At 62.2% G+C, this 13110-nt stretch carries 13 protein-coding genes; 5 read left to right on the top strand and 8 right to left on the bottom strand.

The window, feature by feature from the left end; genetic code table 11:
- Nucleotides 1-89 precede the first annotated feature (89 nt).
- The 5 genes from purU to B5V02_RS31945 are packed head-to-tail and all read right to left on the bottom strand — an operon-like array spanning nt 90 to nt 6105.
- Complete coding sequence (gene purU / locus B5V02_RS31965) at nt 90-974, bottom strand: formyltetrahydrofolate deformylase (RefSeq protein ID WP_111547986.1); 885 nt, start codon at nt 972-974, stop codon at nt 90-92.
- A gap of 54 nt (nt 975-1028) precedes the next feature.
- Nucleotides 1029-1703, bottom strand: a complete 675-nt coding sequence (locus B5V02_RS31960; RefSeq protein WP_167458751.1) for a hypothetical protein — start codon at nt 1701-1703, stop codon at nt 1029-1031.
- Between the two features lies 1 nt (nt 1704).
- Entirely contained in the window at nt 1705-4599 is a 2895-nt protein-coding gene (locus tag B5V02_RS31955) for a glycine cleavage T C-terminal barrel domain-containing protein (RefSeq protein ID WP_111547984.1), read from the bottom strand.
- 1 nt (nt 4600) lies between these two features.
- On the bottom strand, nt 4601-4852 hold the full coding sequence (locus tag B5V02_RS31950; protein WP_111547983.1) for a sarcosine oxidase subunit delta: 252 nt from the start codon (nt 4850-4852) through the stop codon (nt 4601-4603).
- Nucleotides 4853-4863: 11 nt separating this feature from the next.
- The gene (locus B5V02_RS31945; RefSeq protein WP_111547982.1) at nt 4864-6105 is read right to left on the bottom strand and encodes an FAD-dependent oxidoreductase; all 1242 of its coding nucleotides are present in this window, start codon (nt 6103-6105) and stop codon (nt 4864-4866) included.
- A 129-nt stretch (nt 6106-6234) separates the two neighbouring features.
- On the opposite strand from B5V02_RS31945, the gene B5V02_RS42330 reads away from it, so the two are divergent.
- On the top strand, nt 6235-6981 hold the full coding sequence (locus tag B5V02_RS42330) for a LysR family transcriptional regulator (RefSeq protein WP_111547981.1): 747 nt from the start codon (nt 6235-6237) through the stop codon (nt 6979-6981).
- A gap of 417 nt (nt 6982-7398) precedes the next feature.
- On the opposite strand, the gene B5V02_RS41230 is transcribed toward B5V02_RS42330, so the two are convergent.
- Nucleotides 7399-7818: a BBE domain-containing protein gene (locus tag B5V02_RS41230; protein WP_208647168.1), complete on the bottom strand. Its 420-nt coding sequence runs from the start codon at nt 7816-7818 to the stop codon at nt 7399-7401.
- A complete protein-coding gene (locus B5V02_RS31930; RefSeq protein ID WP_208647167.1) occupies nt 7815-8813 on the bottom strand; it encodes an FAD-binding oxidoreductase in 999 nt (332 codons plus the stop codon). The genes B5V02_RS41230 and B5V02_RS31930 overlap by 4 nt, the downstream gene beginning before the upstream one ends.
- A 145-nt stretch (nt 8814-8958) precedes the next feature.
- Between B5V02_RS31930 and B5V02_RS31925 the strand changes: the two genes are divergently transcribed.
- Together B5V02_RS31925 and B5V02_RS31920 are read left to right on the top strand one after the other, a co-directional pair.
- On the top strand, nt 8959-9657 hold the full coding sequence (locus tag B5V02_RS31925) for a winged helix-turn-helix transcriptional regulator (RefSeq protein ID WP_111547979.1): 699 nt from the start codon (nt 8959-8961) through the stop codon (nt 9655-9657).
- Nucleotides 9658-9831: 174 nt separating this feature from the next.
- Complete coding sequence (locus B5V02_RS31920; protein ID WP_111547978.1) at nt 9832-10278, top strand: pyridoxamine 5'-phosphate oxidase family protein; 447 nt, start codon at nt 9832-9834, stop codon at nt 10276-10278.
- Nucleotides 10279-10476: 198 nt separating this feature from the next.
- Here the strand turns inward: B5V02_RS31920 and B5V02_RS31915 are convergent, their stop codons facing one another.
- Entirely contained in the window at nt 10477-10725 is a 249-nt protein-coding gene (locus tag B5V02_RS31915; protein WP_425374436.1) for a helix-turn-helix domain-containing protein, read from the bottom strand.
- 187 nt (nt 10726-10912) lie between these two features.
- Here B5V02_RS31915 and B5V02_RS31910 point away from each other — a divergent pair, with 187 nt between their 5' ends.
- Together B5V02_RS31910 and B5V02_RS31905 are read left to right on the top strand one after the other, a co-directional pair.
- On the top strand, nt 10913-11770 hold the full coding sequence (locus B5V02_RS31910; RefSeq protein ID WP_245446331.1) for a glycosyltransferase family 2 protein: 858 nt from the start codon (nt 10913-10915) through the stop codon (nt 11768-11770).
- Nucleotides 11767-12756 carry a glycosyltransferase family 4 protein gene (locus B5V02_RS31905; RefSeq protein WP_111547976.1) on the top strand — a complete coding sequence of 330 codons (990 nt, stop codon included), beginning with the start codon at nt 11767-11769 and terminating at the stop codon, nt 12754-12756. The genes B5V02_RS31910 and B5V02_RS31905 overlap by 4 nt, the downstream gene beginning before the upstream one ends.
- The last annotated feature ends 354 nt before the right edge of the window (nt 12757-13110 follow it).

Here is a 13110-nt window from a genome sequence, read left to right as displayed (position 1 = left end):
GTTGACGCAATTTTCACTTTAATGAATACCCCATAGCATGCTGCCCGGCAAGCGGGACCGGTTCCGGTATAGGCGCCGCGGCTCGGCCCTTACCCCATACGCTCGGAGGCATAGGATCCCGGTGATGCCGGAAAAACGACAGTTCGGTCACCGTTAAGGAAAACCCGGCGATGAATATGCGCATGGATCGCCCGGGCCAGCACCTGGCTTTCCACATCGCGGCCAAGCGAAACATAGTCGCTCGGGCTCTGGGCATGCGTCACCCGGACCGTATCCTGATCGATGATCGGACCCTCATCGAGATCGGCGGTGACGTAATGCGACGTGGCGCCGATCAGCTTGACGCCCCGATCATAGGCCTGCTTGTAGGGATTGGCTCCCTTGAAGCTCGGCAGAAAGGAATGGTGGATGTTGATGATCCGTCCCGACATCTTCCGGCACATCTCATCCGACAGCACCTGCATGTAGCGCGCGAGCACGATCAGTTCGGCGCCGGATTCCTCGACGATGCGCATCTGCGTTGCCTCGGCTTCAGCCTTGTTGGCCTTTGTCACCTTGATGCAGTGAAACGGAATGTCGTGGTTCACAACCACCTTCTGGTAATCCATGTGGTTGGAGATCACCGCCACGATGTCGATCGGCAGCGCACCGATCCGCCACCGGTAGAGCAGGTCGTTCAGGCAATGGCCGAAGCGCGATACCATGATGACGACTTTCATCCTCTCGGTCTCGTCATGGAAGGCATAGGTCATGCCGAACGGCTCGGAGGTCCGTGCAAACCCGGCGCGCAGGCCGGAGAGATCGGCACCGGTCTCCGACCTGAAGCTCATACGCATGAAGAAATTGCCGCTCTCGCTATCGTCGAATTGCGAACTGTCGGTGATGTTGCAGCCATTCTCGGCCAGATAGGTGGTGATGGCAGCGACGATCCCGCGTGTAGACGGGCATGTCACGGTCAAGGCAAACTGGGTCATGAAATATCCTGGAATCAGCAGGTCCGTCCTGGAACAGAACCAGGCGAGGCCGAACTATTTAGTGGCGTAAAGAGCCGCAAATTGAAAGCCGCAATGCGTTCCCGCTGCGGTCTCGGTCAGGACATCCAGGGCAAACGGCGCCGAGGCGATGTCGACGAAAATGTCGTAGGATACCGCACCGAAACGATCGAACCGGGCCACCACAGCATCCAGATGCAAGGCGCGGGTCTGGGCGAGGTGAGCGAGCTTCAGGCTTTCCGGCCTCAGATCGGCCATCGAGATCCGTCGCATCAATGCGGGCGCCGCAGGGCCCGATACCACAAACCAAGCCCAGCCCTCATCGCGATAGGCGTCGTAGCCCTTGGCCGGAAGCTCACTGTCCTGCCAGGCCTTGCGCAGCTCGCGCAACCGCGCGCCGCTGCCGCCGGGAGGCGCCGCCAGCAGCACCTCCTGCTGGCCAAGCCGCAGCACTGACGTGCCACAAGGCAGGGTCAATGTCGTGTTCACTGCCGCCGGTGCGGAGACTCCCGTTGAACCAAGCCAGTCCATTGTACCGGGGCCACGCAGCCCGAAGCGCTCGGTCTGCGTGCAATCGAAAACGACGTTCTTATGCGCTCCAGGAAGCGCATCGCTTCGCACAAGGCGATGCGCCAAGGCGTTGTGCCGCAGGCTGGGATCAATACCCTCGGGATGACTGCCCGATGTCCCGGAATGGCTGCTCGGGAACATCTTACATCTCCTGCCGTTGGTTTTCGGGATCATAGAACGGAACGGGCACCACTTCGGCCCGAACTTCCTTGCCGCATAGCCCACGTATGCGCAGGCTGGATCCCGGCGTCGCGTCACGCGGGTCGGCATAGGCCAGCCCGATCCATTTGCCCAAGGTCGGCGAAAAGCAGATCGAGGTGACAAAGCCCACCGGGCGTCCGTCCCGCAACACGAGGCAGGATTCCGCAAGCCGGATACCGTGGCCCTCGGGCAGTTCGAAGCCGCAAAGCTTGCGCTTCAGGCCCAGTCTGCCGCGCGCCTCGATAGCAGTCTTGCCGACATATCGCGTCTTGGCCTTCGACAGCGCCCAGCCCATGGCCAGTTCATCCGGCGTCGAGAGCGCATCGGTATCCTGGCCAATGATGATGTGGCCCTTTTCCAGACGCAGGATGCGCGAGGCTTCCAGCCCATAAGGTTGCAGACCAAAGGGTGCGCCCACCTCCAGCAGCTTGCGCCAGAGCGCCGCGCCGAAGGATTGCGGCACGTGAAGCTCATAGCTCAGCTCGCCGGTAAAACCGATGCGCATGATGTGGGCCGGACACCCGCCGATCACGCCGCTGCGGCCATTGAGATAGGGGAAGCCGTCCGCGGAGAGATCGATGTCTCCGCCCAGAGCCTCGATGACCTTGCGCGCCGAAGGACCGGTGACATTGATCGCGGCGAAGGCGGCGGTGACGTTCTGGATATCGACCCGCATGCCCCATTGTGTGTTCAGGAACACCATCTCGGTAAAGACGCGGGCGACGGCACCGGTGGTGGCGGTCACATAGAATTCGGTCTCGGACAGGCGGAAAGCCACACCGTCATCGATGACCGACCCCATGTCGTTCAGCATCAGGCAGTAGCGGACGCGCCCCACCGGCTGCCTAGCATGGGCCATGGTATAGATACGGTCGAGGAAGGCACCGGCATCCGCCCCACGGATCGCCAGCTTGCCCAAGGTAGAGACGTCCAGCGTGCCGACCTTGTCACGCACCAGCTTGACTTCGTCAGAGATCGCCTTCCGGACATCGCGATTTCCAGCGTAGTACAGCGGCCGCCACCACGCACCGACCGGTGTCATCTTCGCCGCGCCTGCAACATGTTCGGCGTGGATCGCCGTATGCCGGTAGGGCACGTGGTTCGGGCCGGCCAGAAGTCCCAACTTTTCCGGACCAAATGGAGGCCGGGATGTCGTGATTCCAACCTCGCCCACCTTGCGCCCGGTTTCTTGAGCGACAATTCGGGCCGTTGCCAGGGCAGAATGCCGGCCCTGTGACGGTCCCATGCCGACGGTGGAATAGCGCTTCACCAGTTCAAGCTCGCGATAACCGTCGCTGACGGCGTTCTTGATATCCTTGATCTGCAGATCCTCGTCGAAATCCACGAAATCCCGTCCCTTGGGGTGGGCGGATAGTTCCTGCAAATAATTCATCTCCGGTGCGCTGGCATCTGGGATGATGTCCGACCGGACAGAGGCATGGCCAGCGCCCTGCGCTGCTGCCGCGCCCGCGACCTCGCCGCTCCGCAGCACCGATTTCAGGTCGAAAAATCCTGCTGCCGATCCGGCGACATGAAACGCTTCCGGCAGATTGCTCAGCACGAATTGCCGGCTGGCCTCGTCAAATCCCAGCTTTGCACCGGCCTGCAGGGGCAACTGGTAACACGGTGTGTAACCCGCGGCGACCACCAGATGATCGCACTCCAGCAGTTGCATGCCATGCTCGGGCGTGCAGAAGCGAATGGCTCGGATATGGCGGTTGCCTCCGGTGCCCAATGCTTCCGTGACGGCGACATTCGGGATGATCCGAACGCCGCGCTCGACGAGGCGTTGCGCGAGGATTTTGCTGGATGTATCGGCGGCAGGGTCGAGAACGGCGACCAGCGGCACGCCTGCATCAAGCAGGTCGAGAGCCGTGAGATATCCATCCCGGTTGCCCGCAAAGACCACGCCACGCTGGCCAGGACGAACCGCATAGAGGCGCATCAGCCTCTGCGCCGCGGACGATAAGAGGATGCCCGGCAGGTCGTTGTTGCGGAATACCAGCGGCTGTTCATGCGACCCCGCGGCCACCACGACCTGCCTGGCGCGAACTCGATAAAGCGTCTCGCCCTGCAGCACCGGAAGCCAGTTGTCGGCAAACCAGCCATTGCATGTGGCACCGGTCAACACCCGCAGATTGCCCAGCTTTTGAACGGCATCGCGCAACGTCCTCAAGGTCGCCTCCGCCTCTGCGGTTTCGAGCCCGAAGCGCGCATAGGTCAATGCGCCGCCGGGTTCCGGGTTCAAATCGACCAGCAGCACTTGCGCACCCGCCTCGGCTGCCTTGATGGCGGCCGAAAGCCCGGCGGGACCTGCCCCCACGACCAGCACGTCGGTGTGCAGGTTCTCCTTGATGTAATGGCCATGATCGGCGGCCAGATCGACCTTGCCGAGACCGGCCGACTTGCGGATCATCGGCTCCCAGAATTTGAGCCAGCTCTTCGCGCCGGGACGAAAGAAGCTGCGATAATAGAACCCGACGGGCATGAAACGGCCCAGCCTGTCGAGCACTGCGCCACCGTCATGCTCGGCCGTTCCGTGGACGTTCTGGGCGGTGACCTGCAATCCTGCCGTGATGGGACGCAGATCGGCCCGAACATTCGGCTCATCGGGCAGTTGCACCAGCGTGTTGGCATCCTGCCCGGCCATGGTGAGAATTCCGCGCGGACGGTGATATTTGAACGAGCGCGACAAGATCCAGCGATTGGCGCCGGCCATGGCTGAGGCAATGCAGTCGCCCGCGAAACCTTCGAGCGCACGGCCGTCGAAGTCAAAGCGGATCTTTTGGGTGCGATCGAGACGCGATCCCCAGGGAAGTGGCAGCCGTTCGGTCATGTCAGGCGGGCTTTCGATGCGGAAGATAGGTGGCAAGGATCTGGTCGCTGACGGTGTGGCGTTCGGCAATCAGCACTGTGTTGGACGGTGTGTGCCGCCACCACTCCCGCATCACGCCGAGCGGGTTCTCGGCGTAGAACAGGGCTTCGATCAGCTGCTCGGGTTGTTCGGCGCTGGCGGCGCGAACCGGCCCGAGATACTGAAATTCGGTGATGTTGCGAGGCCCGTTCACCGGGCAGGTCAAAAGCTTCATGGGAGCACTCGTCAGTGGCTGGCGGCCGTGGCGCCCATCTCGTTCAGCAGCGCGAAGCTGTCGAAACGGCGCAGGTCGAACGGTTTCAAGACATCGGGCACGCGTCCGGTGGCAATGGTCTCGGCCATGCGCTTGCCGGCCACGGGCGTCGCCTTGAAGCCCCAGGTGCCCCATCCGCAGTCCAGCCAGTAGTTTTGCAACGGCGATGCCCCCATGATCGGACTGTAATCCGGCGTCATGTCGGTGATCCCAGCCCATTGCCGCAGCAGCTTGACCTTGTGGAGGAAGGGGAAGAGGTGCAGCGCGCCTTCGGCGAGATGCTCCTTCTGGTCTAGCGTGGAGCGGGTCGAAGCCAGCTGGTAGGGGTCGGAGCCGCCGCCGATAACGACCTCGCCACGCGAGGACTGCACCAGATAGGTGTGCAGATTGGCTGATGAGACGAGTATGTCCAGGAATGGCTTCAGCGGCTGCGTCACCATCGCCTGCAGCGGGAAGCAGCGTATCGGCAACCGGATGCCCGCCATGGCGGCGACCTGGCCGTTGAGCCCACCGACGGCCTGCAGCACCTGCCCGGCGGCAATCGTGCCGCGGTTCGTCCTGACGTGGGTGAGCCGGTCGCCCGCGTGCTCGAAGCCGGTCACCTCGGTACGCTGGTGGATCTCCACGCCACGCGCGCTGGCATGCTTGGCGTAACCCCATGCCACGGCATCATGGCGTGCAGTGCCGCCGTCCGCATGCCAGAGCCCGCCCATCACCTCGTGCTGGCCACCGAGATCGAGGTTCAGATGAGGGCAAAGCTCCTTCACCGTCTGGACATCGACCACTTCGATCCGGGTGCCCATGTGCTTTCCCATCTCGGCACGCAGATGGAAACTGCGCAGCGTCGCCTCGGAATGCGCGAGCGTCAGTTGCCCGCGCTGCGAAAACATGACGTTGAAGCCGAGATCCCGCGACATCGTCTCGAACAGTTCGACACCTTCCTTGTAGAAGCGGACTGATTCCTCGGTCATGTAGTTCGAGCGGATCGTGGTGGTGTTGCGCGCCGTATTGCCGCCCGCGAGATGGCCCTTTTCCAGCACGGCCACGTTGCTGATACCATGCACGTTGGACAGGTAGTAAGCCGCCGCGAGACCGTGACCGCCGCCGCCGATGATCACCACGTCGTAGGATCGTTTCAGGTCGGGCGTTGGAGGGATGTCGCCAAAGGAAACGTGCCTGGCGCGCAGACCGTATTTCAGCAAAGAGAAAGGCATGGTTTCCTGCGGTTCAGCGGCTGGGAACAGGCCTCAGAAAACCCGCCGGGCGGACTTGGCGCAAGAAATCGTTCTTTACCCAGTGACCTCGTTTTCGTAATGCATGAGAAATTTGAATGAGGTCTCTCCATGCGAAACCTGCCGCATCTCATCTATCTTGAAGCCTTTGAAGCGGCAGCCCGGCATCTGAGCTTCACCCGGGCCGCCGAGGAGTTGAATTGCACCCAGGCGGCGATCAGCCAACGGGTTCGGGCGCTGGAGCAATTCTTCGCCAGGCCGCTTTTTCACCGACGCAGCAATGGTTTGGAGCTGACCGAAGTCGGTACTGCCTATCTGCCCGGAATAGCCGAGGCTCTGGATCGGGCCGAAGCAGCGACCGAAGGGCTGCTGGGCGCACAGGCGCAGACCAGCGTGACCGTTTCAGCCCCCCTTAGCTTCGTCACACTGTGGCTCGCGCAGCATTTGGTTCGTTTCTCCGCCGCCCATCCGCAGATCGAGGTGCGGCTGAACAGCACCATCTGGACCGATCCCAACGTGGAATTGGCGGATCTGAGTATTCTGGCGCTCGATCCGTTGCAGCCGGTATCAGGCGCTATGCAATTGGGAAGAGAGCGACTAATCCTGAGACCGCTCGCCAAGCCGGAGCGAGACCCAGTGCAGACTGGTTCAACGCTGCTCGGCTCATTTATGTGCAGGGCAGGATGCAATTGCTGGATCTCTGGGCGAAGAAGCAAAACATTGTCATTGCCCCACAACAGGCGCCGATCAAGGCCGACAATGCGGCAGCAGCATTGGAGATTGCAGCATGCGCTGGCGGCATCACGACGGTCATGTCGACTTATGCGGCAACCTACCTGGCCTCGGGGCGGCTGGTAGCGCCATTCGGCGCAGGGGAACTCCTGCCGGTTGCCCTGCATGTGGTCCCCAATCAACAGCGCCGGCTCTCGCGGTCCGCGACGCTGTTCCTGCAATGGCTATCAGGGGAGATTCCACTCCACGGCGAGATCTAGATTTCCGTTCAACACCGGTGCGCCCGAAAACAGTATTCGTTTGATGCGCTGTTTGGTCAGGTTGTGATGCAGCGTGGCATAGCCCGACCCCTACGACGATATCGCGCCACAACCTGCCGTGGGCAAGCGCAGCAATCTGTGTGTGTAAAGATCGCGGTAGGGACGCTCATTTGCTGAGCTCCCCCGCGCTGTATACGCGTCCCGGCGACATCGCCATCTCCCGAAATCGCGCCCCGACGAGCGCTCCCAACGGATCCTGCTGCGCCCTCCCGACAACTGGGCATTAATGAGGACACACCCTGAAGGTCCCGCTAACGCGCGTGGTACCGGGGCAGATGTTCTGGTTATGGTGGAAGACGTTGTCGGGGTCGTACGTGGTCTTCACGTCCACCAGTCGATCGTAGACGGAGTCGCCGTACGCCTCGCGGACCCGGTCGGGATCCTCGTCGCCGCCGAGGAAGTTGACGTAGACGCCTTCGCGGAAGCGGGTGAGGGCAGAGAAGAACCCCCTCGTCCAGGCAGTGTCCCGGTCGCCGAAGTCCTCGCCGGGCCGCCACACAGCGTCTAGGGTGATTGCGTGCGACGCCTGCCGGTTCCCGAACGCTGTCCCGCCCTCGGCCACTCGGCTTACGGCCCCCTTGAGATGGAACATAGCCGCGTACGACCGCGGCGACGAGGAAGAGAACGCGTGCTCGGCGATCACGTCGATGAGGTCGTCGCGGAGTTCGGGGAGGTGGGTGGACTTCCAATAGTAGTTCCAACCGTGGACGACAGTCGAGTCGAGCGCGCTCTGGAACCCACGTACGGTGTGGGCCCAACTAGGTCGAGGAGAGGAGTCCGGAACGTGCGGAGCGGGCGTAGCACCTGCTCACCGTCCGTGATCGGCCCGGCATAGCAGGTACCGACCATCATCACCTGGCGCCAGTGCAGATCCGCGGGGATGACCGGTAGTGGTGGCGCGGCGCCGAACCTCACGACCGTGCCGAGCTCGTCGGGAGCGTCGCGGACGAAGTCGCGATAGAAGCGGAGGACCTCCCCGGCGTCGGTTGCGTCCCAGAGGATGGGTCCCGTCAGAACGATGGGCCCGACGGAGTGGAGGCCGAACTCGAACGAGGTGACCACGCCGAAATTGCCGCCGCCGCCTCGCAATGCCCAGAACAGGTCGGGGTGCTCGTGGTCGGATGCCCGCAACAGCTCGCCGTCGGCTGTCACGACGTCGACAGCGAGGAGGTTGTCGACCGTGAGGCCGTGCTTGCGCATCAGCCAGCCGACGCCGCCGCCCAGGGTGAGCCCGGCGACTCCGGTGTGGCTCACGATACCGCCGGTGGTGGCCAGACCGTACGCTTGCGTCTCGTGGTCGACGTCGCCCCACAGCGCCCCACCCTGCACCCAGGCCCTGCGGCCGACGGGGTCGACTCGCACGCCCCTCATGGCCGAGAGATCAATGACGATACCATCGTCGCAAACGGCGGTGCCCGCTACGTTGTGGCCGCCGCCGCGTATGGCGATCTCCAGATTGTGGTCGCGGGCGAAACGCACGGCCGCGACCGTGTCGGCGGTCCCGATGCATCGGGCGATCAGGTGCGGGGGCCGGTCGATGGCACCGTTCCAGACTGCACGGGCGATGTCGTAGTCGGCGTGGTCGGCACTGATCAGCTGGCCTCGGAACCCGTCGATTTCCACGACGGTTGACTGCATGCTCCCGCGGCCAACTTCCGCGGTCGTCGGTGTCCTCATCGTGTCCTCCTCTCTTCGAGAGGCCACATCGGACCACTGCGGACCACGGCCGTATAGTCAAAAATCTGGACTTCACAAGCGAAGGCGGGCGCGCAACAGTAGGGTCATGAGGACATACGGCCAGTACTGCCCCATCGCTCGTGGCGCCGAGATCTTCGCCGAGCGCTGGACACCGCTGATCATCCGCAACCTGCACCTTGGCTGCGGAAACTTCAGCGAAATCCTGGAGGGCGCGCCGGGTCTCTCCCGTACCTTGCTCTCACAGCGGCTCAGACAGCTAGAACGGCTCGGCGTCGTCGAGTCAGTGCCCAAGTCCGACGGGCGCGGGCACCACTACGAGCTCAGTTCGGCGGGCCACGACCTCTTCGCGGTCTGCCAGTCGCTCGGTGAGTGGGGTGCGCGTTGGCTCGAGATCGCCCCCGAGCATCTCGATCCCTTTGTGGCCCTGTGGTCCATGTGCAACGCGCTCCGCCGAGACCGACTCCCGAATCGACGCGTCGTCATACGTTTCGACTTCACCGGCCGGCCGCATCGTGAGCGCTACTGGCTACTCATCGAGCTCGGAGATACCGAAATCTGCAAGAGATACCCCGGCTTCGACGAGGACCTCTACATCACGGCGGAAGCCGAAGCCTTCGTCAAATGGCACGCCGGCCAGCTTACCTGGGCCCAAGCCATCGGCGGGGGCCGAATCCAACTCGACGGTCCGCCGTCGCTAGTAAGGGCCTTCCCCACCTGGAACGCCCGCAGCATGTTCGCGCACATCAGGCCGGTCTCCCGCGCCGCCACGAGCCCCGCAGGGTGACATCCTCGATGCGGCCTCCCACTCACCGCATTACATTGGGGATCGACGGGGAATGTGGGGCCTGGCTGAAGAAGCTCAACGTCGCTCGGCGCGGGATATAGTGCCCCTACCTGAACAGCAATCCATGCGGACCCCGACGACAAAGAAACGACGCAGAACACAGGAGACCACAAGATGCTTATCCGTACACTCTCCGTCCTGGAATGCACCAAAATACTGACGGCCAATCGTGTGGCTCGCCTGGCATGCACCAAGGACGGGCAGCCGTATGTTGTTCCGGTGCACTATGCGTACGCCGACAATCATCTCTACGCGTTTTCCATGCCGGGAAAGAAGATCGACTGGATGCGCGCCAACCCGCTAGTGTCCGTCCAGACCGACGAACGCGGCGAAGGACGGGGCTGGAAAAGCGTAGTTGTCGATGGCCGCTATGAGGAACTGCCCGACCGGATAGGCCACAAGCTCGAGCGCGACCACGCCTGGACGTTGCTGAGCAAGCACGCCGACTGGTGGGAGCCCGGCGCCCTCAAACCGGTTACGCCTCCGGTGTCGGATAGCACGCCGCACGTGTTCTTCCGGATCCTCGTCGAGCAGGTGTCCGGCCGGGAAGCACGTGAGTAGGCTGTTTTTCAGTGCCTCAATACATCGACACCGTCGAAGGGTGACGGCCGGGCTGACGCGGAAGTGCGGAAATCGGACAGATGGATCATCTACAATTGCCAGTGCACCGTGGCAAAGAAGAGTGGTTTGGAATGGGTAAATCTGCGGCTGTGCCGTAGACGCGGCCGTGTCGGCTGCTGCGACGACCTAGAGTACAGATCACTCGCACAGGGAACGGAGCGCATCAGGCTTGAGGATTTCGAGGGTGCGAAGTCCGTGGAATTTGAGCACACCCTTGTCGCGCAATCTCGACAGTACTCGCGAGACCGTCTCGATGGTCAAACCCAAATAGTCGCCGATATCCTGGCGGGACATCGGCAGCTCGATCTGAGCGAGTTCTCCCTGGCGATCAGCCATGTCGATCAGGAAAGCGGCAATGCGTTCGATCGCTGTCTGCCGGCCGACCACCAGCAAATGTTCCTGGGCCCGCACCATGCAGCGAAGGGCAAGCGGCAGCAGTTCGCGCGATCTGTCCAGATTCCTGAGACTTGCGATCGCGACGGGAACCGCTATGAGCGCGTGTTGCACTTCCTTGGCATGGCCGCTCTGAGTCTTTAGGCTGAATCCGAAAGCACACGACGAAGGATTGAGGGACTTGGTCGATCTCGATACTCACATTGCAAATGCTGCGCTTGATCGTAGTTCCCCGCGAGTCGTCGCGGTTCTTACAACACGGAACGAAGAACGGTTCGTCGCCGGATGTCTCGAGAACCTCTTTCGTCAAGGCGTGCAGGTCTACGTCTGCGACAATCAGTCGACGGACCGAACGCTTGAGATTGTCCAGCGCTACCGCGGGGCCGGATTGATAGGCTTCGAAAGCATCCCGCATAACGGCTGGTATTGCTGGGAGCACCTTCTTCGTCGCAAAGAGGAACTCTTTCAGTCGCTCGAAGCAGACTGGTTCATGCACCTTGACGCTGACGAGATCCACCTTCCGCCGACTTCGCATTCATCGTTGGTCTCCGCCATTGCGGCAGCCGACGCACTCGGCTGCAACGCGATCGAGTTTTCCGAGTTCACGTTCATTCCAACCCGGGAAGCCCCCAATCACGACAATCCCAATTATCAACACACGCTGCGCACCTACTACCCGTTCCGGCCGTCCTCCCCACACTGCGTCCGTGCCTACAAGAAACAGGACGGCCCCATGGAGATTGCGTGGTCAGGCGGTCATCGCGTACGCTTTGGGGGTCCGGTGAGGCTCTACCCCGAGCGTTTTCGCATGAAGCATTATCTGTTCCTGAGCGCAGAGCACGCCGCGCGCAAGTATGCTGGCCGCCGGTACCTGAGCGAGGAGGTCATTGATCTTGGTTGGCACGGATGGCGACCCCGCTTGCGATCAGAGGATATCCGGCTGCCGGACGCTACCCAGGTGCGCGCCACTGCGACGGACGACGATCTGGACGACGCCAATCCATGGTCGGCGCACTGGCTTGAGCGGTACGCCTCGTGAGCGATGTACGCCTCCCCCGCATCCTGGCGATCGCGGACCGACCCGGCTGGGCTATCGATCGCAAGACCCAAAATCTCCGGCGCGTGCTGGAAAGAAGGTTCGAGATCGTCGAACGATTTCAGCATGATGTGACTGAGTCCGACGTGAACGCGGCGGACATCGTGCTCATCTTCTATTGGCTCCAAATCTCCAAGCTGCCCCTGCCGGAATCGGTCCTCGCCCGGCGGTCTGACAGGCTGGTCATCGGGATCTGCAGCCACGCAGAGCTGGAGGGCGAATTCCGCGAGCGCGGGCTCGCTACCCTGAACCGGCTGGCACGCGCTGTCTTTGTCAATAATCGGCGGCTTGAACACGAATACGCTCCTCTACTGCGTGTTCCGGTCCACTACACGCCCAATGGAGTCGACACGACATTCTTTTGTCCGCCACAAGAACCACAACCCTGTTCTGGCGAGCTCCGCGTCGGATGGGCGGGAAGTCTCGGCAACCATGGTCCGGCACATCGCGGCTTCCACGACGTCATCGAGCCCGCGGTCGCTGCCGTGCCGGGCGCGCGACTACTGACTGCCATTCGGGAGCAACACTGGCGTAGCCATGACGAGATGCTCGACTTCTATCGGGATCTCGACGTTTATGTCTGCGCCAGTCGCAGCGAAGGAACTCCCAATCCTTGCCTGGAGGCGGCGGCGTGCGGTGTCCCCGTGGTGACGACCCGTGTGGGAAACATGCCCGAGCTGATTCGGGATGGCGACAACGGGCTGTTCTTCGATGGAACTGCGGAGGGGCTTGCGAACAAGCTCGCCCTGTTGCGGGGCACGCCATCGCTCCGGTCGCGGATGGCCGTCCGCATGATCGAGACGATCCGAGAGTGGGATTGGGGCGTGCAGGCGGAGAACTACGCGCACATGTTTGCCTCGTTGCTTACTGCAGGCGGAGCGGTCGGGCCTGTGAGATGTGCGGCTTCAGATGTGCCCTGCCAAACCTGACCTTTGTAGCGCCATTCGAGATTTCCCGGACCCTTGTTCTTCCATACCTCGCTCAGCAAGGATGACGAAGCGGCGCTGCGCAAGGCAATCGAGGCCTCGTAAGGGTGCCGTTCGCTATTGCGATGGTGGCGACGATCATTGTTCCCGCGCAGGCGCTCGTCCCGGCGCAAACGGTCTGGCTCGGAACGATGACGTCTTGCACCGCAACATCGGTTTCTTCAAGGTAGGGCAACAACGGACATAGATGTCGTTGCTCGCCGATTTGACCGGAAGGTTAACAGCACGATGCCACTCATGATTCGACGATTGGGAACCAGGAATCTGGCGCGCCCGGCACGACGTCTCGGAGATCTG

This window comes from Mesorhizobium kowhaii (assembly GCF_003253745.1).
Taxonomy (GTDB): Bacteria; Pseudomonadota; Alphaproteobacteria; order Rhizobiales; family Rhizobiaceae; genus Mesorhizobium; species Mesorhizobium kowhaii.
Note: the sequence above shows the minus strand (reverse complement) of the source record. Positions and strands in the feature narration are given on the sequence as shown.

Excerpts from the sequence above, each read along its gene's own strand:
- purU (WP_111547986.1), bottom strand. The coding sequence starts at position 974 with ATGACCCAGTTTGCCTTGACCGTGACATGCCCGTCTACACGCGGGATC.
- B5V02_RS31960 (WP_167458751.1), bottom strand. The coding sequence starts at position 1,703 with ATGTTCCCGAGCAGCCATTCCGGGACATCGGGCAGTCATCCCGAGGGT.
- B5V02_RS31955 (WP_111547984.1), bottom strand. The coding sequence starts at position 4,599 with ATGACCGAACGGCTGCCACTTCCCTGGGGATCGCGTCTCGATCGCACC.
- B5V02_RS31950 (WP_111547983.1), bottom strand. The coding sequence starts at position 4,852 with ATGAAGCTTTTGACCTGCCCGGTGAACGGGCCTCGCAACATCACCGAA.
- B5V02_RS31945 (WP_111547982.1), bottom strand. The coding sequence starts at position 6,105 with ATGCCTTTCTCTTTGCTGAAATACGGTCTGCGCGCCAGGCACGTTTCC.
- B5V02_RS42330 (WP_111547981.1), top strand. The coding sequence starts at position 6,235 with ATGCGAAACCTGCCGCATCTCATCTATCTTGAAGCCTTTGAAGCGGCA.
- B5V02_RS31930 (WP_208647167.1), bottom strand. The coding sequence starts at position 8,813 with ATGCAGTCAACCGTCGTGGAAATCGACGGGTTCCGAGGCCAGCTGATC.
- B5V02_RS31925 (WP_111547979.1), top strand. The coding sequence starts at position 8,959 with ATGAGGACATACGGCCAGTACTGCCCCATCGCTCGTGGCGCCGAGATC.
- B5V02_RS31920 (WP_111547978.1), top strand. The coding sequence starts at position 9,832 with ATGCTTATCCGTACACTCTCCGTCCTGGAATGCACCAAAATACTGACG.